The sequence below is a fragment of the Paenisporosarcina antarctica genome (assembly GCF_004367585.1).
Classification (GTDB): domain Bacteria; phylum Bacillota; class Bacilli; order Bacillales_A; family Planococcaceae; genus Paenisporosarcina; species Paenisporosarcina antarctica.
Map to the genome: position 1 here is coordinate 2806716 of NZ_CP038015.1, position 25725 is coordinate 2832440.

The window sequence follows — 25725 nt, forward strand, 5'->3', positions numbered from 1 at the left end:
ATTACATATTGCGACGATACTGTCCGCCGACAGAATATAGAGCGTTGGTGATTTGACCAAGTGAGGCCACTTTTACTGTGTCCATCAGTTGTTCAAAGATGTTGCCTCCAGATACTGCGACTTCTTTCAAACGATCTAAAGCTGCTTGTGATTCTGCAGAATGTCGTTCTTGGAATGCCAGTAAATTACGAATTTGCGTTTCTTTTTCTTCACTTGTTGCACGTGCAATTTCCATGTTATCAATATCATCTGAAGATGGTGGATTTGGATTCAAATACGTGTTTACACCAATAATCGGTAATTCACCCGTATGTTTCAACATCTCATAATGCATAGATTCTTCTTGGATTTTACCACGTTGGTACTGTGTTTCCATAGCGCCAAGTACTCCACCACGGTCGTCAATACGATCGAATTCTGAAAGTACCGCTTCTTCAACTAAGTCCGTCATTTCTTCAATAATGAACGCACCTTGAAGTGGGTTTTCATTTTTAGTTAAGCCATGTTCTTTTGTAATAATCATTTGAATGGCCATTGCACGACGAACAGATTCTTCGGTCGGAGTTGTAATGGCTTCATCGTATGCATTTGTGTGAAGCGAGTTACAGTTATCTTGTAGCGCCATCAATGCTTGTAGTGTTGTACGAATATCGTTAAAATCGATTTCTTGCGCATGCAAGCTTCGACCTGACGTTTGAACGTGATACTTAAGCTTTTGACTGCGATCATTTGCACCGTATTTGTCGCGCATGACAACTGCCCAAATACGACGTGCTACACGACCGATTACTGTGTACTCTGGATCTAAACCATTCGAGAAGAAGAATGATAGATTAGGTGCAAAATCATCAATGTTCATTCCACGGCTTAAATAGTACTCTACGTATGTGAAACCATTTGATAAAGTGAAGGCTAATTGCGAAATTGGATTCGCACCCGCTTCAGCAATATGGTAGCCAGAAATCGAAACTGAATAATAGTTACGCACTTTAGAATCGATAAAGTATTGTTGAATATCACCCATCATGCGAAGTGCGAATTCCGTAGAGAAAATACATGTATTTTGTCCTTGGTCTTCTTTTAAAATATCCGCTTGAACAGTTCCACGTACAACTTGAAGTGTGTTTACGCGTACTTCTGTGAATTCTTCAACTGTCAATGTTCGACCTAATTTTTCTTCGTTTTGTTTAACTTGTTGATCAATGGCTGTGTTCATAAACATCGCCAAAATGATTGGCGCTGGACCATTAATTGTCATGGATACTGATGTAGCAGCTGCACATAAATCAAAGCCATTATACAATTTCTTCATGTCATCAAGTGTACAAATACTAACGCCTGATTCTCCGACTTTCCCGAAAATATCTGGACGAGTATGTGGATCTTCGCCATATAAAGTTACAGAGTCGAATGCTGTTGATAAACGTTTTGCATCGTCATCTTTCGATAAATAATGGAAACGTCGATTTGTGCGCTCAGGTGTTCCTTCTCCTGCGAATTGACGTTTTGGATCTTCCCCTTCACGTTTGAATGGGAATACGCCCGCTGTGTATGGGAATGAACCTGGCACGTTTTCTTTATATACCCAGCGAAGGATTTCACCGAAATCTACAAATTTAGGCAATACCACTCGTGGAATTTTCAGGCCACTTAAACTTTCCGTACGTAAAATCGTGCGGATTTCTTTATCGCGTGCTTTAGTGACAAATTCATCACCTGCATACGCTTCTTTTAACGCTTTCCAATTGTCTAAAATGCGTTTTGATTCAGCAGTTAATTCGTCACGTACTCCTTGTGCTAGCGAAGTTAACGATTCAACTAATGCATCATTTGGTGCTTTTTCGTTGACCATTTCTATGGCACCTTCAAGTTGGAACAAGCGACGAGCGAAGTCTACTTGTTGGTCAGACTTTTTATGGTAACCACGAACGGCATCTGTAATTTCACGCAAGTAGTAGCGGCGATCATTTGGAATGATCACGTTTTGCTTTTGTGTTTTTATAAATTGCTCATACGATGTTTCCCAGTCTGTTTTACAAATCTCATTTACACGTGAAACTAATGCTGCAAATAAAGAGTTTGTCCCTATATCGTTAAACTGGCTTGCGATCGTTCCGTAAACAGGCATAGTATCTATGCTCTCATTCCATAAACCGCGGCTGCGTTGGAATTGTTTTTGTACTTGACGAAGTGCATCTTCAGAGCCTTTGCGTTCGTATTTATTAATGACAATTAAGTCAGCATAATCAATCATGTCGATTTTCTCTAACTGTGAAGGTGCTCCGAATTCACTTGTCATAACATACATTGAAACGTCTGCTACGTTCGCTATTTCTGCATCTCCTTGACCTATCCCGCTCGTTTCCACGATGATTAAGTCGAAACCGGCTACTCTCACTACGTCTAGCACGTCGCTAAGTGCACCTGATAATTCAGTACGAGAGCCACGTGTTGCTAGGCTGCGCATAAAGACACGTTTATTGAAAATCGCATTCATACGAATACGATCTCCAAGTAAAGCTCCACCTGTTTTTTGCTTCGTTGGGTCAATCGAAATAACGGCTACTTTTTTATCTCCTAATTCCGATAAAAAGCGACGAATTAATTCATCAGTTAAAGAAGATTTCCCAGCTCCACCTGTACCAGTGATTCCAAGTACGGGTGTGCCTTTTGAAAGTTCACGCGCTTTTTCAACTAACTTTTTCGCATCTGCGTTTTCGTTGTTAACCCCATCTTCAGCGACCGTAATTAGGTGCGCTAACACTTCAGGATGATCCGTATCCGCGTGAGTCAATTGATCAACTGCATTTTTTGTATTAATTGCAATATCACAGTCTTCAACCATGCGATTAATCATGCCTTGAAGGCCAAAAGTACGACCGTCATCTGGTGAAAAAATCCATGCAATTCCGTAGTCATGTAGATCTTTAATTTCTTTTGGAATGATTACACCACCACCACCACCGTAAATGCGGATGTGTGGAGCTCCACGTTCAGCTAATAAATCATACATGTATTTAAAGTATTCAACGTGACCACCTTGATAAGAAGAAATAGCAATACCGTGTGCGTCTTCTTGAATTGCCGCATTCACGACTTCTTCTACTGACCGGTTATGGCCTAAATGTATAACCTCTGCACCCGTTGATTGTAAAATGCGACGCATAATGTTTATAGACGCATCATGCCCATCAAAAAGGCTTGAAGCCGTAACAAAACGTACGTGATTGGTTGGACGATAAATTTCTACTGTAGTTGTCATGCTTTCCCTCCATTTCCTTGTATCCCTTGTAAGAAAAATGTTGTTTGCACTTTGATAAATTCTTCGATTTTTATATCATGATGAAGTCCCCAACGTCTAAACGCCCACATCTGGCCTTGAACGACTAAATGGTGTGCCGCTAGTTTTACGGCATCTTCAGACAATTTACATTCACCTGATTTGCGACAAGCATGAAGAATATTTTCAAAGATAGCCACCATTTCTAGCTCTTTATTTAATACATAATTAAGTTCATCTTTAGATAAGGATTTTGACTCTTGATACATAACGATGAACTCATCTTGCATTTCATCAACGAGCAAGTAGTAGTGTCGAATTGCTATCTTCAGTCCTTCTAGCGTGCCAGCCTGCGTAGGAAGTGCTGATAAACGCTCCAACACTTCTTCATAAATGCTGTCACATACTAAGTACAGGACGTCTTCTTTCGTGCGAATATATTCATAGAGTGTGCCTATGCTAAAGCCCGCTTCTTTTGCTATTTCTCGTGTTGTAGTTCGATGAAAGCCTTTTTCTTTAAAGAGCGCGACAGCCCCACGGATCATTTGATTCCGACGTTTAGATATAAGGCTTTCATCTTTTACGGACGACTCCACTTCGCGTTTGACTTTCACCACGTTCTTCATTTACTTCGTAATCATTCGAGAGATTACAAGGCGTTGAATCTCTTGTGTACCCTCGTAAATTTGTGTAATTTTTGCGTCGCGCATGTAACGTTCTACTGGGTAGTCTTTTGTATAACCATAGCCACCGAATACTTGAACAGCATCCACTGTTACTTTCATCGCTGTATCTCCAGCCATTAATTTTGCCATTGCTGATTCTTTACCGTAAGAAAGTCCGTTTGATTCTAACCAAGCTGCTTGGTAAGTCAGTAAGCGTGATGCTTCGATTGACGTTGCCATATCAGCTAATTTAAATGAAATCCCTTGGTTAGCAACAATTGGTTTACCAAATTGAACGCGTTCTTTCGCGTACTCAACTGATGCGTCAAGTGCCCCTTGAGCAATTCCGACAGCTTGTGCTGCGATTCCGTTACGACCGCCATCTAGCGTTTTCATTGCGATAAGGAATCCTTCGCCTTCTTCGCCAAGTAAGTTTTCTTTTGGAATGCGACAGTTATCGAATATGATTTCAGTTGTTGGTGAAGAACGAATACCAAGTTTTCTTTCTTTCTTACCAACTGAGAAGCCTTCGAAGTCAGCTTCAACGATGAATGCGCTTGTCCCTTTATGTTTTGAAGTTGGATCAGTTACAGCAAATACTACATAAATGTCGGCAATACCACCGTTTGTAATAAAGATTTTAGAACCGTTTACTATATAGTGGTCACCATCTAGTTTTGCAGTTGTTTTCATGCCACCTGCGTCAGAACCTGAACTTGCTTCTGTTAAGCCGTATCCACCAATTTTTTTACCTTCTGCCATAGGACGAAGATATTTTTGTTTTTGTTCTTCATTGCCGTATTTGAAAATCGGCCATCCAGCTAAAGATGTGTGAGCTGAAAGAGTTACACCTGTCGATGCACAAACACGTGATAATTCTTCAACTGCGATACAGTAAGCTAAATAATCGGAACCAATTCCACCGTACTCTTCAGGCCAAGGTATTCCTGTTAATCCTAGTTCCGCCATTTTATCGAAAATGTCACGGTCAAAGCGCTCTTCTTCGTCACGTTCTGCAGCTGTTGGAGCTACTTCTTTTGTCGCGAAATCGCGAACCATTTTGCGAATCATTTCATGTTCTTCTGATAGTTTAAAGTTCATTTTATTTTCCCCTTTACAATCATTATTTTTTAGAATTTGCTTGTGATTTCCGTTGCAAGCGGACGCTTTCCGTGGGGCGGGCAGTGAGCCTCCTCGGTCGCTCTCGCTCCACTGCGGGGTCTCACTTGTCCCGCTAATCCCACTGGAGTCGCCGCCTTCCACTTCAATCTCCTGAATGTTTATAGACCATAAATAATATTAAACATAGCATGTTTTATAAAATGTTCCTGATTACATTACTAATATTATTCATATAAGCGAGCAGAGGGTGGCGACTCCTAGGGAATCAGCAAGCTAATCAAGACCCTGGACTGAGTGTCACGAAGGAAGCGGCTTGATTAGCTTGCCCCTTGGAAACCGTCCACCTGGAGCGACGCTAATCTCTAGTAGATTTTTAACTTAGTTAGTGCTTTCTAATAACAAAACATTGAATCTCATGGCCATAGTTATTACTTACCATTAACCATATAAGCTAGCGGAAGGTGGCGACTCCTAGGGAATCAGCAAGCTAATCAAGACCCTGGACTGAGTGTCACGAAGGAAGCGGCTTGATGCTTGCTCCCAGGAAAGCGTCCACCTGGAGCGACGCTAATCTATAGTAGATTTTCAACTTAGTTAGTGTTACCAATAACAAAACATTGAATTTCATGGCCATAGTTATTACTTACCATTATAAGCAAGCGGCAGCTGGCGACTCCTAGGGGATTAGCAAGCCACTTAAAACCCTGGACTGAGCATCGCGAGGGAAGCGGCTTGATGCTTGCTCCCAGGAAAGCGTCAACCTGTAGCGACTCTAGTCTATAATAGACTCTTATTTAAGTAAATGTTTGCTAATAACTATACGTTGAATTTCCGATGTACCTTCATAAATTTCCATTACTTTTGCGTCACGGAAATAACGTTCTACTGGATAATCTTCAGTGTAACCATACCCACCGAATACTTGAACAGCTTCAATTGACGTATCTACTGCTGTTTTAGAAGCAAATAATTTTGCCATTGATGCTTCTTTTCCACATGCTAGACCACGCGTACGTAGATCAGCTGCTTGATATACTAATAACCGTGATGCTTCAACAGCTGTAGCCATGTCCGCTAATTTAAATCCAATACCTTGTTGCAATGATATTGGTTTGCCAAATTGTACACGTTCTTTTGCGTAGGCTACCGCTGCTTCATAAGCCGCTTCAGCAATTCCTAAAGATTGCGCAGCAATACCAATTCGTCCAACATCTAAGTTGGCTAATGCAATTTTAAAACCTTCGCCTTCTTCACCTAATAAGTTTTCAGCAGGCACCATCATATCTTCAAACGTTAACTGAACAGTACGTGACCCGTGTAATCCCATTTTGCGTTCATCTTTACCAATAATGAAGCCAGGAGTATCTTTATCTACGATGAAAGCTGATACACCTCTTGAGCCTTTTGAAGGGTCTGTTGAAGCAAAAACAATATAGACTTGTGCTTCTCCACCATTAGTGATAAAAACTTTCGAACCGTTTATTTTATAATGGTCCCCGTCTTTAACTGCTTTTGACTTCATAGATCCTGCATCTGAACCAGCAGATGGTTCAGTTAGACAGAATGCACCTAAATATTCTCCAGAAGCTAATTTTGTAACATACTTTTGTTTTTGTTGTTCATTACCGAAGTACAAAATAGGATTTGTTCCAACAGATGTATGAACTGACAAAATGACCCCCACGACAGCGCTGACTTTCGATAATTCGTGAATTGCGATGACGTAGCTCATATAGTCCATTTCAGATCCGCCGTACTTTTCAGGAATCGTGATGCCCATTAAGCCAAGCTCACCCATTTTTTTTACTATTTCACGTGGAAATTCGCCTTTTTCCATTTTTTCAATGTTTGGCTCGATTTCCGCTTTTGCAAAGTCTCGCACCATCGTGCGCATCATTAATTGTTCTTCAGTAAATTTCAGTTCCATTTTTAATTCTCCTATTCGTACATATAAAAGCCGCGGCCTGTTTTCTTACCTAACCAGCCAGCTTTTACATATTTACGTAGTAACGGACATGGGCGATACTTACTGTCGCCAAAGCCTTCATGCAAGATTTCCATAATATATAAACAAGTATCAAGACCGATAAAGTCGGCTAATTGTAGAGGTCCCATTGGATGATTCATCCCAAGTTTCATGACATCATCAATTGCTTCTTTTGTCGCGACACCTTCGTACAATGTGTAAATTGCTTCGTTAATCATCGGCATTAGGATACGGTTTGAAACGAAACCTGGAAAGTCATTAACTTCTACCGGGACTTTACCTACTTTTTTAGTCATATCTTCAATCGATTTGTACACTTCATCAGTAGTTGCTAGCCCGCGAATGATTTCAACCAGCTTCATTACTGGTACCGGATTCATAAAGTGCATACCGATAACTTGTTCTGGACGCTTAGTTGAAGCGGCAATTTCAGTAATTGGTAATGAAGATGTGTTTGAAGCTAAAATCGCATGTTTTGGCGTAATTTCATCGAGTTGTTTGAAAATCTTCTGTTTAATTTCCATGTTCTCAACTGCTGCTTCAATAACTAAATCAACATCAGATGCGTCATTTAGATCAAGTGATTTTGTAATACGTGATAATACTTGAGTTTTTTCATCTTCCGTCATTCGTCCTTTTTCTACGTTACGAGATAAATTTTTCGTGATATTTGCCAAACCCCGTTGGAAAAACTCTTCTTTCATGTCATTTAATTTTACATCAAATCCAGCTTGTGCACATACTTGTGCAATACCTGAACCCATTTGACCTGCTCCGATTACGAGTATTTTTTGAATATCCAACTATAATGTCCCCCTCTAATTTACGCTTTCACATCTATCTAGCTTTTCTTTTTAAGCTTTAGGAACTTCGATCATAACCGCATCGCCTTGTCCGCCGCCAGAACAAATAGCCGCAATTCCAATTCCGCCACCACGACGTTTTAATTCATAAGCTAATGTTAAGATAACGCGGGCTCCACTTGCCCCAATTGGGTGACCAAGTGCAACAGCTCCACCGTTTACATTTACTTTTTCTTTATCTAAGTTGGCAATTTGTGCAGATGCTAAAGCAACAGCAGCAAACGCTTCGTTGATTTCAAATAAGTCGATTTCTTCTAGTGACTTGCCTGTTTTTTCTAAAATCGAATTAATAACAAGGCCAGGTGTTTGTGGGAAGTTTTCTGGTTCAATTGCTACTTCCGCATGTCCAATAATATAAGCTAGAGGCGTTTTACCTTCTGCATTGGCCTTTTCTTCACTCATTAGCACTAGTGCTGCAGCTCCATCATTAACACCAGGTGCGTTACCCGCTGTAATTGTACCTTCTTTACCAAATGCTGGTTTTAATTTTGAAAGTGACTCTAAAGACGACCCACGACGAGGACCTTCATCTTGGTCAAATATGATTGCTTCACCTTTACGTTGAGGAATTTCGACGGGTGTAATTTCTTCAGCGAACGTCCCGTTGTCAATTGCTTTTAATGCTAAGTCATGGCTACGCAATGACCATGCATCTTGTGCTTCTCGTGACAACTCGAATTTCTCAGCTGTTAAGTTACCATATGTGCCCATGTGTACATGCTTTGGATCGAATGAACAAGATAGACCATCATAAATCATGCCATCAATCATTTGTGCATCGCCCATGCGTAAGCCAAATCGACCTTTAGGTAAGTAATATGGTGCATTTGACATGGACTCCATGCCACCCGCAACGATTGTTTGTTCTTCACCTAAACGAATGAGTTGATCACCTAACGTAACTGCGCGCATTCCAGATGCACATACTTTGTTAATCGTTTCTGTTTTGACACCCCAAGGAATTCCTGCTTTTGTAGCAGCTTGACGAGATGGAATTTGTCCTTGTCCAGCTTGAAGAACTGATCCCATAATGACTTCATCGACTGAATCTGGTGCAACGCCTGCGCGGTGTAACGCTTCTTTAATGGCAACGCCACCTAAATCGCTCGCTGTAAGTGAAGCCATTGCTCCTCCCATTTTCCCAAATGCTGTACGTGCTCCATCTAAAATAACTGTTCTTGTCATTATTATTTCCCCCTTTTTTTGTATACGCTTTCAGTTTTCTGTTATCAAGAAATAAACCAAATGAGAGTGTTCGGTATAAGTTGTGTTGATAGATTGATTGTTATGCTCTAGTTGTAATTTTAAGCTGTTTAGTTGTATTTATCTATGCTCTAGTTGTAAATATTCGAGTTGACGTTGTAATTTGACAATTCTAGCTACGAATCGACATTGACTGAACGCTCGCTCGACAAAACATTAAATAAAAAGGGAGCACAACGACTCCCTTTTCTATTTAATCTTATTATACTTAGAATTCACAAATTTATCAAATTAATTATTCGCTATCTCAGAAGCCCAGCTCACACCTAAGCTTGGGCCCACACGATGTGGGTCAGGAAGGCGTTCCGACACGATGTCGGGCATTTAGCCTTCCTTCCGTTATCCGAGAAAACGAGTTTTCGATTCGTTTGCTCCTGCGGTTACTCGTCGCAAAGGAAACCTTGCTTCCAGCGCCTGTGATGAGCTTGAGTGGGCTTCTATGCTTTTCAGTGTTGTCTAGCTCCGAAGCCCAGCTCACACCTAAGCTTCAGAAACTCATTCGAAAACGAGTTTTCGATTCGTTTCTTCCAGCGCCGGTGATGAGCTTGAGTGGGCTTCTATGCTTTTCAGTGTTGTCTAGCTCCGAAGCCCAGCTCACACCTAAGCTTCAGAAACTCATTCGAAAACGAGTTTTCGATTCGTTTCTTCCAGCGCCGGTGATGAGCTTGAGTGGGCTTCTACGCTTTTCAGTGTTGTCTAGCTCCGAAGCCCAGCTCACACCTAAGCTTCAGAAACTCATTCGAAAACGAGTTTTCGATTCGTTTCTTCCAGCGCCGGTGATGAGCTTGAGTGGGCTTCTACGCTTTTCAGTGTTGTCTAGCTCCGAAGCCCAGCTCACACCTAAGCTTCAGAAACTCATTCGAAAACGAGTTTTCGATTCGTTTCTTCCAGCGCCGGTGATGAGCTTGAGTGGGCTTCTACGCTTTTCAGTGTATTACAGGTTCTACTTCTTCTTCTTCAACTGGCGGCAAATAATCTCCTAGTACTGAACGTTCTAGTAATTCGGCGATATCGTATGTGCCTACCGTCTCTTCTACTTCTTTTGCTTTCGTTCCATCTGAAAGCATCGTTAAACAGTATGGACATCCTGATGAAATCATCGTCGGGTTTACTTCAAGTGCTTGTTCTGTACGTGCAACGTTTACACGATTCCCAACATGTTCTTCCATCCACATCATTCCGCCTCCTGCTCCACAGCACATTCCTGTTTCGCGGTTACGTTCCATTTCCACAAGCTTAACACCTGGGATTGCACGTAAGATTTCACGTGGTGGATCGTACACATCATTGTAACGCCCTAAGTAACATGAATCATGGAAGGTAATGGTTTCATCAATTGAATATTGTGGTTTTAGGCGACCTTGTTGCACTAAATCAAACAACATTTCTGTATGGTGAAGCACTTCTCCACTCCAACCGAAATCAGGGTATTCATTTTTGAAAATATTATAAGCATGCGGATCGATTGTAACGATCTTTGTGACGCCTGCTTTTTCAAACTCAGAAATATTTGCTGTAGCGAGTTCTTGGAATAAGAATTCATTTCCTAAACGACGAGGTGTGTCGCCAGAGTTCTTTTCTTTGTTTCCAAGAATTGCGAATTTAACACCCGCTTCATTCATTAATCGTGCGAATGCTAAAGCGATTTTTTGTGAACGATTGTCAAATGAACCCATTGAGCCAACCCAGAATAAGAATTCAAATTCTTCGCCAGCTTTTGATACTTCTTTGACTGTTGGAATCTTCACATCTGGACGTACGTCACGCCATTTTTCTTTCTCTTTACGGTTAAGACCCCATGGATTTCCTTGACGTTCGATGTTTGTCATCGCGCGCTGGGCGTCCGGATTCATACGTCCTTCTGTCATTACTAAGTAACGGCGAAGGTCGATAATGTGGGATACGTGTTCAATCATTACTGGACATTGATCTTCACAGTTACGACAAGTCGTACAAGCCCAAAGTTCTTCTTCTGTAATGACCTCACCAATTAATGCTGGATTGTAAATGTCTTCAATAACTGCACCATCAACACGAGCAGCAACCGCTAGTTGGTTACCTTGCGTATTAGCAAAGGCCATTGCTGGTACCCACGGTTTTTGTTTCGTCAGGACAGCACCTGTATTTGTTAAATGATTACGAAGTTTCGTAATTAAGTCCATCGGTGACAGCATTTTCCCTGTTCCCGTAGCTGGACACATATTTGTACAACGACCACATTCTACACATGCGTAAAGGTCAATCATTTGTTTTTGACTAAAGTCTTGAATTTTACCGACACCAAACGTCGTTTCTTCTTCATCTGCTGCTTCTTCGTCCTCTTCCACTTCGAAATCAATTGGACGAAGTTTCCCAACATTATCAACACGGTTGAAGTACGTATTTGCAGGTCCAGTAATTAAATGGAAATGTTTCGACTGAGGTACATATACCAAGAATGCTAGCAAGAATAGTAAGTGAACCCACCACATTGCATAGAATATAGTGATGACAGCTGCCTCGGGTAATAAACTAAAGATCATGGCAATACCGGAAGCTACAGGTTCTGACCAAGTTGCTGCGTGGTCATGCCAAATCATACCCATTCCGTTTCCTACTAATACCGATACCATTAATCCACCAATGAAAATAAGTACAAGACCTGATTTCCATCCGCGTTTTAAACGCACTAATTTTTCAATGTAGCGGCGGTAGAATGCCCATACAACTGCAACTAGAATAGTTAACGTGACGATTTCTTGAAAGAATGTAAAAGCAGGATAAACCGCTCCAAGTGGTAAATGAGATCCAGGATTTAGCCCTTTCCATATGAAATCAATTGCTCCAAATTGCACAAGTAGGAATCCGTAGAAGAACATTACGTGTATAATTCCACTTTTCTTATCTTTCAATAATTTCTTTTGTCCAAATACATTCACCCAAATTTTACGCATACGCTCTTTCAAATTGTCCTCAAACTCGACTTTTTGTCCGAGTTTAATGAAATCGTAGCGAGTTTTCAGTAAATAAGTAAATAAACCAAGTGCGTAAGCGGTTACAGCTAAAAATAAGACCCAGTTAATAATTAAAAGCAGGTTCATCTCCTTCTCCCCTTTTCTATATATTAAAATTATATTTGTTCTTATAGTAATACCATCATTTTAGTAGATTGTTGGTATGTTGTCGATGCTAACTTTAAGTTTAAGACTGAATGAGCATTCAGTCAATAGGAAAAATAAAGAAATTATACTGTATCTGATTTCTGCTATATCCCATATTAGCAACAATCTAACGGTTAGGACTTATCTCGCATTTATATGTATACTCCTGAATTTCATATACGCTTATTCTCGCATACTTTTTTAATATTCATCTTTTCCACACAATTTAATTTACTGAAATGTGTAGTGTAACCAATATGGCTGTCGATTTCCATTACAACTCACTTTCATGTTTCGAAGCTAGCAAAGCGATGCAGAAACAGAAACAGAAACAGGCGGGCGGTCCGTGACTCTCCTCGTCGCAAGAAAAACTGGGTAACCATGTTTCACGAGTGATTGATAAAACGATTGAGTCGATTGATCACAAAGTATTCTATTCTCACTATAAAGACGATTGAAGAGTATCGAATGTAAGTTGAAAGAAAGCATCCGAAAATCGATTCATCAAATCAAGGACATAACAGAATCTGAATACATTCAATCTAGGATTGAAGAACTGGGCGAATAGGTTACACCAGCACAATTAGAAAAATAAGTAAATACCTTACCTATTTTAAGGACTTATTAGACAGCCCCATTTCTCTTTCCAGTTGGCCCACAAGGTAGATCTACATGGAAGCCATTTCGCCAGGTTCACTCCATGGCTCTTTTCTGTCGGGTTAGGTATCTTAACAAAATAACGGGTTTATTGTGCAGCAGGTTTGAGACAGAATGTTCTTCTATCACCAACCTTTCAACCTATTTAAATGTTGAAAGGTCAACAGTCTCAGCCATTTTCTTATACCCAGCATCGTTGGGATGTAGATGATCCCCAGCGTCATATTTTGGAAGGTAGCGTTCAGGCTCTTTAGGATCCCTCAGTGCTTTGTCAAAATCTATCACTCCATCAAACTCTCCACTATTCTTGATCCAGTGATTTACCTCCTGACGAGTTTTTTCCCCTTGTGATGTGTACATTCCTGAACCTTTAAAAGGAGTTAAAGTCCCACCATAAATTTTAAGGCCTTGATCATGAGTAGAATTAATGATTTGTACCATTCCCTCAATAACTTTTTCTGAATCATATTCCGGATAATGTCTAATATCATTCAAGCCTTGGTGCAAAATCAGTGCCTTGACGCCTGTTTGACTAAAAACATCCCGCTCGAGCCTTTCCAATGCACTCTCACCATTATCTGGCCTATTGTTGATCAAATGATTGGCAGAGACTCCTGCATTCAAAACAGACATTTTGATATCCGAATTATTTTGATTTAATCGTTTCGCTAAATAATCAGGCCATCGACGGCTGGCATCCACTGTAGAACGATTTCCATTAGCAATGGAACTTCCCAATACAACAATGGCACCCATTACAGAAGGATCTGGTATAACGTCCACCCCATCCAACCAAAACCATGCATCTTCTTTCGTTTTAAAAGCCGAAGCATCAGAGTCTGAAACATGCTTTCCAGTTGAAATATATGTAGTTTGCATAGAACGAGGATGCCATGTTGTAGGTCCTGTTTTATCACGAACATAAAGACTGACCGCCAGATTTTCTTCACTGTTAACCTCAAAGGATATTGGATCACTAAATTCTTTCGCACCAGGAGGGATTGTTACATTTTGTTCGCCCCCAAATGTAACCTGTTGATCTGTTCCAGGAACAATACCAGACCCACTTTTTGAAACCGCCACGTGTATCTCTTCGATAGACAGCGGTTCAGAACCAAATGTATTAGATAGACGTATCCGCATCTTTTTGCCATCTATATGAGGATGGATGATTGAACGAACGGTTTGATTTTCAAACCCTTTATGAGAAACTCCATCTTCATAAGATGCTTGCATACTTGCGCTCCATGTTCCTACCCAATTTCCTACAACCGGTTTTTTTTCATTTGAAGATTTCCACTCACTAACTCCATACACGCTTAAGAAGATAATAATAATGGTGAAAAAAATATATAGTACACGCCTCATAATTATCTCTCCCTTTATATTGATGTCAGATATTGCTCCTTATGGTTCTTTGTCAAATGTCGTTGGTAAAGAATTTTAGTCGGCTATAATTGATTTATTAATTTGTCGAGGGACTGTCCAGAAAGTCAGTATATCCCGTTGCTTTCCGTTCTAGATGGACGCTTTCCGCGGACACGGCTCACCGCACGCCCCACGGAACGCGTCCGCTCGGAACGGAAATCAGCGTGTAGAAGGATTTTTTTAGTTTCATAGATATTTATAAACACTTTTCTTAATGTGAAACTTTACTTCGGTTTTCATTTTAACATTCTTCAGCATATCCCCACCAGTTCCTTTAAAGAAAGCAAAAAAGAATCGCGAAGTGATGTTGTCACTTCGCGATTCTCTTTTCATTCTTTAGGCTATCGTGTAGCAGGTTTGCAGTCCATACATAGCGAACCAGAAACCTAGTTAATGCAAATTGGAATAGCATTTATCTCACACAACTAAATCTCGAAATTCATCTCCAAAATATTGCCTTGCTAATTCGACTGATTCACGCTGAACTCCTAAAAGAACAACAGTACTCGGTCCCGCAGACTTTCCCACATCTAACTCCGAAATCACAACTATTGTATCATCTGCAAACAAAGCTCCAACCTCTGATTGAATCCCTTTTGAACCGACTGGCCAAACCTTCTTCACCCAACCTTGGCCAATTGCTTCCTTCAACTTTTTCAAATCCGCGAAATTTTTGGCATTTTCAAGTACTTCACTACCTACGCAAGGTTGACCATAAATAAACCAGGTAACGTCACAATCCTCAATTTCTTTGCTACTACCAATCATCGTGACTGACATAGCTGACTGTAAAAGCTCCATATTAGTTTCACTACTGCCAATTATTAAGATTTGCCCTAAATTAACTTCATCAAATAGACGTTGCACCCCATCCATGTAAGCTTGCCACGCGGCTTCACCTGAAAAATTATGGATAATGACAGACTGCACTTGTGCATTCGCTGCCCATTGCTCGAGTAAAGCAACACGAGCTGCAAAATAACTGACGACATGATTCGGCGCATACACGACGTCGGCTTGTTTTTCACCAATACCACCAGCGTTGTCAGTAGTTACCACAAAACCATTCGGCAATTTCATGGCATTTCTCATTTAACGACTACTACTCTCTTGTAAACTCGTTTCACTAAGGGTGCCAACATAATGGCAATTCCCGCGTTTAAACAAGAAGCTATTAATAATGAAGGGACAGCCACGTAAAAGAACGCTGGTCCGATCAGGAAGTAAAACGGCAATGGTGCAAGTACTCCATTTGCTAACACAAAAAATATCCATTTCCACATGTTTTTTCCTGTACGATGTAGCAACCCAAAGACCCATAAAATCACGAACATTTCAGCAGCTATCAACACATGGAATGGACCAAATGGCATCCCTGCCGATAATGCAGATACTAAATGGCCAATTAATGCAGCTATACCTGAAAATACTGGTGGCAAAAACATTACGGAAACTAGAGCTGGCACTGCGTCTAAAGCTGCCGTACCAATTCCAACAGGCAATTTCACGAGTGCACCTAACGCGCATAATGTTGCAATCATCGCTGTTAACGTCAATAAACGTACATTCATCGTTTACTCCTCCACTTTTTTCGCTCGTCCACCATTTCGAAATACCTTAGCGGAACGTACGTATTCGTTGTCGCGAATATTTATCCGTGAATTGGCGACTCGTGAAGCTGCAAATAAATAATCAGATAAACGATTTAAATAACGTTGCACGACTGTCGGAATGTCCTCTTCTACTTTCATCAAAGTTACCATTAGTCTCTCCGCTCGTCGTGTAACCGTCCGCGCGATGTGCAGTGTTGCTGCAGCTGGCGATCCCCCTGGCAAAATAAATCGTTCGAGCAATGGAGCTTCTTCCATTAATTCATCAATACGCTTCTCAAGTACTTCTACTGGCTCTTCTGACATTTTATATGTTCGACTTGGCTTGACGTTTGATAAATCTCCACCACAATCGAATAATTCATTTTGAATTGCTTCTAAGTCTGTCAGTAAATCACTGAAGATCGCTGAATCCAGTTCCGTCATTGCTTTGCCAATAAACGAGTTCACTTCATCAATCGTGCCATACGTCTCCACACGCGGTGCATCTTTATCTGTGCGAGCACCGACTAAACTTGTTTGTCCCTTGTCCCCAGTACGTGTGTATATTCTCATTATATTTCCCCCTTTTAATATAGTTTAAAAGTCTGCTCAATCCTTCTATTTTAATGTTTCTGTTAAGCCATACCAAATGCGCGTTACTTCAGTTGCTTCCTTGAAAATCTGTTGTGATAATCTGCCACAGCGATCCCGAAGTTCACGTGTTTCTGCTACTATCGGCACGATTCCCCGTCCATTTTCAGTCACAATCACAATGACATCACTATGCTCTCGATATGAAGTTAATTTCCTCATAACATCTTCAATCACAACTTCTTCTGGTCTTTCTAAATGGCGCTCCACAAAATTTTCTAAGCCTACAACTACAATCGTTTTCGAAACTGCTTGAGGTAAATCGTCCACTTCTGCACATTCAATCCATTGCTCATCTCGATCCATTACGAGCTGCTTTACATATGTCCGCTTTCCATTAAACGCTCCACCGACAAAGACTCGCATCGCTTTCCCTCCTCAAAACATTGCCTACTCGACCAGCTTAAAGTCCACTGGTCACCATGCTTGACATCCCATGACCAAAAATCATCTTCTTGTGGTGCAAACTTCGTGAGTACATAGCGAATTGGTCCACCATGCGTCACCACAACTGAATGCTCGTGCAGTAAACTCTTCAATCCGATATGAACGCGTGAAGCCATTTCATGTAAAAACTCTCCATTTGGAGGTGCTGTACCATCTGGATTACATAACCACTTTTGATAAGTAGGATCATCCTTCAAATCCTCATACGTCTGTAACTCCCAGTCTCCAAAAGACATTTCTCGAAATGCAGGTGAACCTTGGTAGGGCGTTTTCGGGTAAAATAGTACGGCAGTTTCTTGACAACGTTGAAGATCGCTGCCATTAATAACGGCTGGGCCCCAAGTGGCTTTATCGTAAACCCGTGACGACTGAATAATCGATTCATCGCTCCAGCCTATGTATCGACGCTCATGATTCGCTAAGGTTGGTAAGTGACGGATTAAAGTAAGCTGAAAATCACGAGCCATAAGACAACTTCCATCCCTTCAACGAAAGCACCAGATACATCACCTGTGACGCCTCCAAAATGTTTCTTTGTCCAATACTTATATGCATGGGCACAAATGAATAAAGCAACTAAACTACTAACGGCAACTGCTATATTCCCAGCAACAACGATGATAAATCCTGCACCTATTACCATTGAAAGAAGCGTGGTGACTAGCAATACTCGATGATCAAAACGTTTTTTAAAGAATGCAGCCAGTCCTCGGTCCCGCGCTGCAGATGTATTGATGAAGTAGTACAACATTCCTGCCCTCGCTAAAAACGGTAAGACAACTAACCATTCCCATCTCATACCGTTGTGCGAAATTATCTCTGCCAATAATAATATTTTTCCAACAATAAAAAATAGTAAAGCCATTGCCCCAAAAGCACCGATGCGTGGATCAGCTAAAATTTCGTGACGTTTGTCGATACGTCGATATGAAAAAAAGGCATCACTTGTATCCACGAATCCATCGAGATGTAGTCCCCCGGACACAATAATCCCAATTAACACAATAATAAACGCTAAGAAAAGTGAACTCGCGTCAAAAAATAACCAAACACTTGAGGTGAATATCCCGACTAACACCCCAATCCACGGGAGTGTTGTAAACATTGCAGTTACTGACTTGGGATCCATTTCTAGTTCTTTATTCACTGGTAAAATAGTGAAAAATTGCAGGGCAAGAAATATCCCACGCATCATCGTTTTTCTACCATATCCTTTATTTGTGGCCAATCGAGATGAGCTGCCACGTGGTAAGCCCATTCATCATATTTATCTTCGCCTGACGTCTTGGATGCTACATCATGATGAGTAATAAATGAGTCTTCCTCTTCAATTTCATGGTTATCCATAAATGGGATCACTCCGAGAACAGGAATTTTTGTATAGGACTCTATAAATGACACTCCTGAATTAAACAAACCTATATCACCACGAAATTTATTAATAATAATGCCCCTTACACGATTTCGATGAGCTTTTGGAAGTAATTCAAGTGTCCCAACGATTGAAGCAAAAACGCCACCTCGTTCAATATCAGCGACCAAAATAACCGGTACATCCGCTAAATCAGCGATGCTCATATTGACAAGTTCGCGATCGGTTAAGTTCATTTCAACCGGACTTCCTGCTCCTTCTAAAACTACGACGTCATAGTTTTGATCAACAAATTCGAGCGATTTCTTAATGACCTGTAACCCAACATCATAAAAGGTTTCTCGGTAAGCGATTGCTTGCATATCGTTTACTTTTTTACCAAGCAACCAAACTTCCGAAGACATATGTCCAGAAGGCTTTAATAAAATTGGGTTCATTTGTGGAAGTGGCTCGACTTTAGCGGCCTGTGCTTGTGCAAATTGGGCCGTACTAAGTTCTAATCCATTAGCTATCTTTGTCGAAAAGGTCGACATATTTTGGGATTTAAATGGTGCTACATGAAAACCTTCATTTGCAAATAAACGGCAAAGTGCACTACATATCATGCTTTTCCCAACATTTGATGCTGTTCCTTGAATCATGATTCCGTTCATATGTATCTCCTCATTTCCACTTCTTTGCGAGTCCATACGTCAGTTCAAATGCATGATCGCTCTGTTGGACAAGCCACTGATGAAGCCTACCTAGCCATTGTTGATAGAGTAGTACATCTGATATGTTTGACAGTGGTTCATCTAATACTTCATTGGAGATGACTACTACATCTGCTCCGTTATGTAGCCATGAAGAAATCGTTTTATGAAATTGCTGTTGTTTCTCTTCCATGCAGTTATTACGTTTAAAACAAGGGTTTTCAGTTGCCCACCCTTCGTATAATTCATTCGCCAACCAAGTCGTGACGCAATCGAAAAGTACACCGTCACCAGGCAAGATGTGTGGTATGATTTCTTCGATTTTACGAGGTTGTTCAATCGTCGTCCATTTTTCTTTATAAGCGATTCGGTCTTGTTGATGACGATTGATGCGAAGTTGCATTTCATCGTCAGATGCCACGCCCGTTGCGAGGTAAATCAATCGAGAACAATTTCGATCCATTAACCAATTTTCGGCAAATGCCGTCTTCCCGCTTCTAACTCCACCAGAAATAAATGTTAATGTGCCTCGAACCATGCTGTTAACTCCCTTTTTAGGATTTCCATTTGCGCTTCGCTTTTCATACCAATTCGAAACCACTGACCATCTAGTTCACGGAAATTCTCTGTATGTCTAAGGACAATGCCTTTCCGTAAAAAATATGGAAAAAACCCCTTGTTTAATTGTGGTAATTTAAACAATAAAAAATTGGCCTGTGATTGCGTTACTTCACATCCTTGAGCTTTTAGGAAGGCAGTCATGTCTTTACATGTCTTCAAACTGTGTTGAATCGCTTTCTTACGGAACGTCTCATCATTTAATACGAGCGAACCTACTTCAGCTGCTAACCTATTAACATTCCAATGCGGTGCTAGACGCTGAATTTCTTCTACAATATGAGGTGCTGCTGCCATGTATCCTAGTCGCAGCCCTGGCATTGCGTACATTTTTGTCATCGAGCGAACAATAATTACATGTGCCGAATCAATATCAGAAATAAACGATGCTTCCTCTGAAATGAAATCAATGAATGCTTCGTCTAACACGATGTCACAGTTTGAAATCTTGGCGTATTGGATTAACTCACGTATCACACTACGTTTTGGCAAAGTACCTGTTGGGTTATTTGGTGTACATAAATAAAGAACATCCGCATGGTGCATATGTTCTTTCATGTCAGCAATCGGCAATTCGCCTGTTACAATATTAGGCATTTTCAAGTTCACTATTTCCACATGACGAGCTTTTAAAGTCGCTCCATATTCGGAGAAAGTTGGATGAATTAAAATGGCTTGCTTCCCCATGTATTTCTCTGCAAGCAATGAAAATACTTCTGAAGCTCCGTTTGAGACGAAAATAGAATCGGGTGAAATATTGTGATATTGCGCTATTTTTGTGCGAAAAGGTTCCCCTACTGGATCTGGATAAACCTTCATGAACTTTTGGAAATTATTCCAGGCAGATTGTATTGAATCAGGTGGTCCTAATGGATTGACGTTTTCACTAAAGTCGATAATACGACATGGCGGCGTAATTCCAAGGCTGTTATAGACATGTTGCGGATTTGCACCATGATTAGGCAATGACACGTAAAATACCTCCTATCGACATCATCCACAACCAGAATAGGAATACGGCGATATGCATTTGTCGAATGGTATGTAAAATGTGAATCGCTCGGAGCGGGTTTTCTGGGATTCCCATACGTGCACGCTTAGATGTAATGCCTTTATATGTACTTTTACCCCCGAGTTGTACGCCAAGTTGATAGGCAGTTGCAGCTTCTAAGTAACCACTATTTGGACTAGGATGCTTTTTCGCATCTTGCCACCAGCCGTTCAAGCGTGACCGAAATGTTTGCTTACTGAAATTTTTTGTCCACGTAATGATGATATACCCTGTGATACGGCTTGGAATATAGTTCAAGATGTCATCCATTTTGGCAGAAGCTTTGCCGAACTCTCGGAATTCTTCATTTTTATAACCCACCATCGAATCGAGAGTGTTTACTGCTTTATATACCCAAAGTCCAGGCGCGCCTAATAGAAAAGCAAAAAATAAGGGTGCTGTAATACCATCACTCGTATTTTCTGAGACTGTTTCTACGGCAGCTCTTGTCACTTCTGATTCAGACAACTTCGCGGTATCACGACCGACAATTTCCGACACTTTCAATCGAGCTTCTTTTAAGTCACCTTTAACTAGCGGTTTGTAAACGGACAATGCTGCGACTCTCAAGCTTTTTTGCGCAAAACCGGCTGCACACATCATACTTTCGACAGCGATACCTAAAAAAAAGTTAACTGTGTATGCTGCAGACAAAACACCTAATACAAAGGTGAATGTGAAAGTCACAACCGTCATTAAAAGTACAATCCCCTTGAACTTACGATGTTTTCCCCTGTTTAACAAAGTCGTTAATTTGGAAATGAAGCGACCCATCCAGCGGACCGGATGTGGCCATTTAGGGGGATCGCCGATTATTCTATCTAGTAGTAATCCAATTGTAAGAGCGATGATATGAGCAGACATACTTACATTCCTTTCGCTACTTTATAGCGTTTAATGGCAAGGGTTGTACATTCGAAAACGCCACGCCCTATACATTTCCCGAGTTCAGTAATAGGTCCTGCATACTGTAAAAACTCCCCTTTTTGAGTAGCCGCTACGAGTAAACTATCTGTGGACGTCCCAGTCGCAAGTGTATTTGTTAAAGAATCTCTTACATCTTCGTGTTGAAGCGCTTTTGTTTTCGCCTCTGTTGCGGTAATCATCGCTTGGATAAATGCTTCATCTGAAATTTTCCCATTGATGATAATCCATGTATTAATTGTGCCGACGTAAGGTATATCCTCGCGTTCAAATGCTTTTGACACATCAACCGCATTTCCAATACCTGCTGTAACTGCAATAATAATGGATCCAAATGTTCCTTTGTATTCTTCAATGACTACATGTTTCGTTTGAACGGCCGTCATCATACCCACTGTATCCGTCGTAGAAAAACCATGTTGATGTAAAAATTCGAACATCTCTTGTGTGCTATCATCACATGCATAATCCGCTTTTACATGACGATTTACAAATGAACGAAACCAACCGGAACCTGCATTTACGACAGCAGAAGAGACTGATTTTAATGGCATTTTGGCTTGTAGAACGACGTAGTCATTTGACACTGTAAAATTATCTTTTGTAATATAGCTATCCACCTGTAATTCACCTAAATTAGGCAATAAGGTGATTTGTGGTTTTGGTTGTTCCGGATGTGGATAGCTGCTTATTCGAGCCTTATAAACACTTTCTATTTGTTTTTCTTTAAGTACTGCATGCGGTTCTCCCATTATTTTAATGCTTCCATTATCCATTAATAATAGACGATCACAATATAAAGAAGCCAAGTTCATATCATGAAATACAGAGATAATGGTCAATCCTTTTTCAATGGCTTGCATTTTAATGGTGTCGAGTAATTGCTTTTGGTGTGCAATGTCTAAATGGTTTGTCGGTTCATCCAGCAGTAATATTTTCGCTTGCTGAGCAAGTGCTTGTGCTACAAAAACACGCTGTTGTTCTCCTCCTGAAAGTTCATCAAGATAGGCATTCTCATAAACTTTCACTTCGGTTAATTGCATCGCATCTTGAATCGCCTTCTCATCTTTATCAGACCAAGAAGAAAAGAATCCACTTTGATGTGGGTATCTTCCAAGTGATACTGTGTCTCGAACTGTATGCGAAAAAGCATGCGTGTGTAATTGAGGGAGCACTGCCATATGTTTAGCGAGTTCTTTTGAAGCATATGTTTTAATTGGCTTGCCATCTAATTCAACCGTACCTGTTTTTAAAGGAAGTACGCCACTAATGATTTTCAGTAAAGTGGACTTGCCACTCCCATTCGGACCTAAAATCCCTAGCATCTCACCTTTATTTACTTGAAATGACACATTTTTCACGACAGGCACTTCGTGGTAACCACCTGTTAACCCTTGAACTTTTAACATTGATTACGCACTCACCTTTCTTCGTTGTTTCCAAAAAATAAAAGCAAAAACTGGTGCGCCTATGAAGGCTGTAATGACGCCTATTGGCAGCTCCGATGGTGAAATAATGGTGCGTGACACTAAGTCACAAACAATGAGTAGAGTTGCTCCATTAATAAACGATAAAGGCAATACATGCCGGTGATCCGAACCCCATAACATTCGTGTCATATGTGGAACGACTAGACCTACAAAGCCAATGGTTCCAGAAACTGAAACCGCTGCACCAGTTAAAATTGAGCCACCTGTTAATATCATCATTTTACGTCGCTTTACATCTACACCTAGATGGGAGGCACGTTCTTCTCCAAAAACCAGTGCATTTAGTTCTCTACGATTAAGCCATAATAAAAGAAAACCGAAAATCATAAATGGTAATGCCATTGTGACATACGGCCAACCTCGCATAGAAACACTGCCTAGTAACCAACCAATAATTTGTCGTAGTTCTTCCCCTGATAGTGCAATCATTAGAGATAAAACAGATCCTAAAAATGAACTAAAAATAATTCCTGTAAGAATGATGGTTTCCATTTTCATCGCACGATCAATGAGCTTGGCAAAACTCATGACGACGATTATCGTTAAAAAAGCGCCTATCATACTAAGTACTGGTAGTGTGAACAAGCCGAGAAAGGGGATTGATATTCCAAAAAAGAGCGTCACCACGGCACCCACTGAGGCACCGGACGACACTCCTAAGGTATACGGATCGGCTAACGGATTTTTCAACAATCCTTGGAAAGCCGCCCCTGCCATAGCAAGTGAGGAGCCAACTAAACCAGCTAACACCACACGTGGCAGGCGAATATTCCAAAGGATATTTGACGCCGCTTCATCCAAGTTAGGATTCCACAAAACTTGTATTGGAATCCGTACAGTTCCAACCGTTACCCCTATCAACACTGCAGCAATCAGTACAAAGATAGAAGCCACATATGCAAATACTGTTTTATTCACTGAAAACCTCAGGATAAATTGCTTTTGCCATTTCTTCTAAACCTTCTGTTAAACGTGGACCTGAACGGCCTGTCTTATCACCATCCACATCAAAAACTTCTTTATTTTTAATAGCCGTTACTGTGCCAAAACCAACGCGAGTTAACACTTGCTCAGTTGCATCTGGCGTGTACCCACCATAAGTCGTTATGATGACATCAGGATTACGATTGACAATTTCTTCAGGGTCCATTTTAACCCAACCCTCTTGGTCTCCTGCAATATTTTCCGCATTCAACAACTGGATCATTTCATTCATGAACGTGTTATTACCAGCTGTATAAATTTCTGGAGCTGGAGATACTTCTATAAATACGGACTTCTTAGCTTCTACTGTTGAAGCTTTTTCTTGAATTGCTGCTACTTCGTCCTTCATCGTTTGTACCATTTCTTCAGCTTCTGTAATCGCACCAGTTGCTTGTCCTATGGTAATCATCGTGTCATACACTTCTTCAAAGTTCATAGCGGTTTTCACTACATAGACATTTACTCCTGCGTCACGCAGTTGTTGAAGGCCAGCTTCACCCATTCCAAGTCCTGACTCATGTGCAAGTACTAGGTCAGGATTTAAAGAAATGATTTTCTCTACATTGAATTCTTGTCCACCTATTTTTTCTTTTGTTGCAGCTTCTTCTGGAAAGTTGTCAAAGTCAGAAACTCCAACTACTTTATCGCCTAAATCTAAACCAAATAGGATTTCTGTATTACTAGGAATCATTGATACAATTGCCTTCGGTGCCTCTTTAAGTGTAATTTCATTATCCGTCACGTCTGTTAGTGTAACTGGGTATGCCGATTCTACTGCTTCCGTTTTTTCTGTATCCTTTTGTTGTGCCGGTGTCGCTTCTTCTTGCCCACATGCCGTTAATAGTATTGCTACGAGCGCCGTTGCGAGCCATAATTGCCAAATCTTCTTCATGAATGTGTTCCTCCTCGATCTGTTGGGTGTGACTTGAGCGTTTAATAAACACTCATTTTAATGCATAAAAAAATCCTCCGCGTATAGTCGGAAGATGGTTGGGAGAATATAAGCTTTTGCTAAAGTGAGCATGAGCTGATTCACACCATTCCTATCCTCGTAGGGTTGCGGGCGTTACGCACGTAGGCAGGTCTCCTGGCTTGTGATCAATGGAATGGCGCGTCTTCCCAAAGCAAATGCTTCAGTGACATGATGCGCTTTCCTCTCACATACAGTGGCGGGACCGCGTCGGAGTTGAACCGACTTCCCTTTTAACTCTGCGATTAAAGCAGAGCACCTTCGTGTTGAAACTATGTAATTCAACTTTATTATACAGTATTTCCTTTGAGTGTCGAGAACTCCTTTAAGAAATAAAGAAAGGTCCTTTTATGAAAGTACAATTAATTTGGTCAGTCGATCAGAGTTTCGCTTTAGGGAATTACAGGATGGTTTATTTGTATTAGTTGTTAACCCCCTCCTATTTGAATAAAAATAAGGTACGATTGCGGTTCATTATTATAAATATTTGAATGGTTGTATTTTTTTCATAATGGGGTATATAGATTGT

At 40.7% G+C, this 25725-nt stretch carries 21 protein-coding genes and 1 riboswitch; all 21 genes read right to left on the reverse strand.

The annotated features are described in order from the left end of the window. Position 1: 1 nt before the first annotated feature. Complete coding sequence (icmF, locus tag E2636_RS13595; RefSeq protein ID WP_134210677.1) at positions 2–3262, reverse strand: fused isobutyryl-CoA mutase/GTPase IcmF; 3261 nt, start codon at positions 3260–3262, stop codon at positions 2–4. Further along, entirely contained in the window at positions 3259–3906 is a 648-nt protein-coding gene (locus E2636_RS13600) for a TetR/AcrR family transcriptional regulator (RefSeq protein ID WP_166669530.1), read from the reverse strand. Before E2636_RS13600 ends, icmF begins: the two co-directional genes overlap by 4 nt. Then, positions 3907–5046, reverse strand: a complete 1140-nt coding sequence (locus E2636_RS13605) for an acyl-CoA dehydrogenase (RefSeq protein WP_017379497.1) — start codon at positions 5044–5046, stop codon at positions 3907–3909. Between the two features lie 811 nt (positions 5047–5857). Continuing rightward, entirely contained in the window at positions 5858–6994 is a 1137-nt protein-coding gene (locus tag E2636_RS13610; protein WP_134210678.1) for an acyl-CoA dehydrogenase, read from the reverse strand. Positions 6995–7005: 11 nt separating this feature from the next. After that, on the reverse strand, positions 7006–7857 hold the full coding sequence (locus tag E2636_RS13615) for a 3-hydroxybutyryl-CoA dehydrogenase (RefSeq protein ID WP_134210679.1): 852 nt from the start codon (positions 7855–7857) through the stop codon (positions 7006–7008). A 51-nt stretch (positions 7858–7908) separates the two neighbouring features. Then, positions 7909–9102 (reverse strand): acetyl-CoA C-acetyltransferase, encoded by a 1194-nt coding sequence (locus tag E2636_RS13620; protein ID WP_017379493.1) that lies wholly within the window; start codon positions 9100–9102, stop codon positions 7909–7911. 1004 nt (positions 9103–10106) lie between these two features. Beyond that, the gene (locus E2636_RS13625) at positions 10107–12260 is read right to left on the reverse strand and encodes a (Fe-S)-binding protein (RefSeq protein ID WP_134210680.1); all 2154 of its coding nucleotides are present in this window, start codon (positions 12258–12260) and stop codon (positions 10107–10109) included. Between the two features lie 858 nt (positions 12261–13118). Further along, positions 13119–14345: an SGNH/GDSL hydrolase family protein gene (locus E2636_RS13630; RefSeq protein ID WP_134210681.1), complete on the reverse strand. Its 1227-nt coding sequence runs from the start codon at positions 14343–14345 to the stop codon at positions 13119–13121. 477 nt (positions 14346–14822) lie between these two features. Next, entirely contained in the window at positions 14823–15497 is a 675-nt protein-coding gene (locus tag E2636_RS13635; protein ID WP_134210682.1) for a hypothetical protein, read from the reverse strand. Further along, a complete protein-coding gene (locus E2636_RS13640; protein WP_134210683.1) occupies positions 15494–15976 on the reverse strand; it encodes an ECF transporter S component in 483 nt (160 codons plus the stop codon). The genes E2636_RS13635 and E2636_RS13640 overlap by 4 nt, the downstream gene beginning before the upstream one ends. 3 nt (positions 15977–15979) lie before the next feature. Further along, positions 15980–16570 (reverse strand): cob(I)yrinic acid a,c-diamide adenosyltransferase, encoded by a 591-nt coding sequence (locus E2636_RS13645; RefSeq protein ID WP_134210684.1) that lies wholly within the window; start codon positions 16568–16570, stop codon positions 15980–15982. Between the two features lie 45 nt (positions 16571–16615). Continuing rightward, a complete protein-coding gene (locus tag E2636_RS13650) occupies positions 16616–17014 on the reverse strand; it encodes a bifunctional adenosylcobinamide kinase/adenosylcobinamide-phosphate guanylyltransferase (RefSeq protein WP_134210685.1) in 399 nt (132 codons plus the stop codon). Next, positions 16966–17562, reverse strand: a complete 597-nt coding sequence (locus E2636_RS13655) for a histidine phosphatase family protein (protein WP_134210686.1) — start codon at positions 17560–17562, stop codon at positions 16966–16968. Before E2636_RS13655 ends, E2636_RS13650 begins: the two co-directional genes overlap by 49 nt. Beyond that, positions 17535–18323, reverse strand: coding sequence for an adenosylcobinamide-GDP ribazoletransferase (gene cobS, locus E2636_RS13660; RefSeq protein WP_243840648.1), 789 nt, complete (start codon positions 18321–18323; stop codon positions 17535–17537). Before cobS ends, E2636_RS13655 begins: the two co-directional genes overlap by 28 nt. Further along, entirely contained in the window at positions 18287–19120 is an 834-nt protein-coding gene (locus tag E2636_RS13665) for a cobyric acid synthase (protein WP_134210687.1), read from the reverse strand. The genes cobS and E2636_RS13665 overlap by 37 nt, the downstream gene beginning before the upstream one ends. A gap of 10 nt (positions 19121–19130) precedes the next feature. Continuing rightward, entirely contained in the window at positions 19131–19697 is a 567-nt protein-coding gene (locus E2636_RS13670) for a bifunctional adenosylcobinamide kinase/adenosylcobinamide-phosphate guanylyltransferase (RefSeq protein WP_134210688.1), read from the reverse strand. Further along, a complete protein-coding gene (locus tag E2636_RS13675) occupies positions 19679–20749 on the reverse strand; it encodes a pyridoxal phosphate-dependent aminotransferase (protein WP_134210689.1) in 1071 nt (356 codons plus the stop codon). Before E2636_RS13675 ends, E2636_RS13670 begins: the two co-directional genes overlap by 19 nt. Next, complete coding sequence (gene cbiB / locus E2636_RS13680) at positions 20736–21692, reverse strand: adenosylcobinamide-phosphate synthase CbiB (RefSeq protein WP_134210690.1); 957 nt, start codon at positions 21690–21692, stop codon at positions 20736–20738. The genes E2636_RS13675 and cbiB overlap by 14 nt, the downstream gene beginning before the upstream one ends. A gap of 2 nt (positions 21693–21694) precedes the next feature. Further along, positions 21695–23161 carry an adenosylcobinamide amidohydrolase gene (locus tag E2636_RS13685; RefSeq protein ID WP_134210691.1) on the reverse strand — a complete coding sequence of 489 codons (1467 nt, stop codon included), beginning with the start codon at positions 23159–23161 and terminating at the stop codon, positions 21695–21697. A 3-nt stretch (positions 23162–23164) separates the two neighbouring features. Continuing rightward, positions 23165–24160, reverse strand: coding sequence for a FecCD family ABC transporter permease (locus E2636_RS13690; RefSeq protein ID WP_134210692.1), 996 nt, complete (start codon positions 24158–24160; stop codon positions 23165–23167). Further along, positions 24153–25118, reverse strand: coding sequence for an ABC transporter substrate-binding protein (locus E2636_RS13695; RefSeq protein WP_134210693.1), 966 nt, complete (start codon positions 25116–25118; stop codon positions 24153–24155). The genes E2636_RS13690 and E2636_RS13695 overlap by 8 nt, the downstream gene beginning before the upstream one ends. A 168-nt stretch (positions 25119–25286) precedes the next feature. Beyond that, a riboswitch (cobalamin riboswitch) is annotated at positions 25287–25474 on the reverse strand. Positions 25475–25725: the final 251 nt, after the last annotated feature.

What these genes read in the sequence shown, in the direction of transcription:
- icmF (WP_134210677.1), bottom strand. Translation starts at nt 3,262, where the DNA reads ATGACAACTACAGTAGAAATTTATCGTCCAACCAATCACGTACGTTTT.
- E2636_RS13600 (WP_166669530.1), bottom strand. Translation starts at nt 3,906, where the DNA reads ATGAAGAACGTGGTGAAAGTCAAACGCGAAGTGGAGTCGTCCGTAAAA.
- E2636_RS13605 (WP_017379497.1), bottom strand. Translation starts at nt 5,046, where the DNA reads ATGAACTTTAAACTATCAGAAGAACATGAAATGATTCGCAAAATGGTT.
- E2636_RS13610 (WP_134210678.1), bottom strand. Translation starts at nt 6,994, where the DNA reads ATGGAACTGAAATTTACTGAAGAACAATTAATGATGCGCACGATGGTG.
- E2636_RS13620 (WP_017379493.1), bottom strand. Translation starts at nt 9,102, where the DNA reads ATGACAAGAACAGTTATTTTAGATGGAGCACGTACAGCATTTGGGAAA.
- E2636_RS13625 (WP_134210680.1), bottom strand. Translation starts at nt 12,260, where the DNA reads ATGAACCTGCTTTTAATTATTAACTGGGTCTTATTTTTAGCTGTAACC.
- E2636_RS13630 (WP_134210681.1), bottom strand. Translation starts at nt 14,345, where the DNA reads ATGAGGCGTGTACTATATATTTTTTTCACCATTATTATTATCTTCTTA.
- E2636_RS13635 (WP_134210682.1), bottom strand. Translation starts at nt 15,497, where the DNA reads ATGAGAAATGCCATGAAATTGCCGAATGGTTTTGTGGTAACTACTGAC.
- E2636_RS13640 (WP_134210683.1), bottom strand. Translation starts at nt 15,976, where the DNA reads ATGAATGTACGTTTATTGACGTTAACAGCGATGATTGCAACATTATGC.
- E2636_RS13645 (WP_134210684.1), bottom strand. Translation starts at nt 16,570, where the DNA reads ATGAGAATATACACACGTACTGGGGACAAGGGACAAACAAGTTTAGTC.
- E2636_RS13650 (WP_134210685.1), bottom strand. Translation starts at nt 17,014, where the DNA reads ATGCGAGTCTTTGTCGGTGGAGCGTTTAATGGAAAGCGGACATATGTA.
- E2636_RS13655 (WP_134210686.1), bottom strand. Translation starts at nt 17,562, where the DNA reads ATGGCTCGTGATTTTCAGCTTACTTTAATCCGTCACTTACCAACCTTA.
- E2636_RS13665 (WP_134210687.1), bottom strand. Translation starts at nt 19,120, where the DNA reads ATGAACGGAATCATGATTCAAGGAACAGCATCAAATGTTGGGAAAAGC.
- E2636_RS13670 (WP_134210688.1), bottom strand. Translation starts at nt 19,697, where the DNA reads ATGGTTCGAGGCACATTAACATTTATTTCTGGTGGAGTTAGAAGCGGG.
- cbiB (WP_134210690.1), bottom strand. Translation starts at nt 21,692, where the DNA reads ATGTCTGCTCATATCATCGCTCTTACAATTGGATTACTACTAGATAGA.
- E2636_RS13685 (WP_134210691.1), bottom strand. Translation starts at nt 23,161, where the DNA reads ATGTTAAAAGTTCAAGGGTTAACAGGTGGTTACCACGAAGTGCCTGTC.
- E2636_RS13695 (WP_134210693.1), bottom strand. Translation starts at nt 25,118, where the DNA reads ATGAAGAAGATTTGGCAATTATGGCTCGCAACGGCGCTCGTAGCAATA.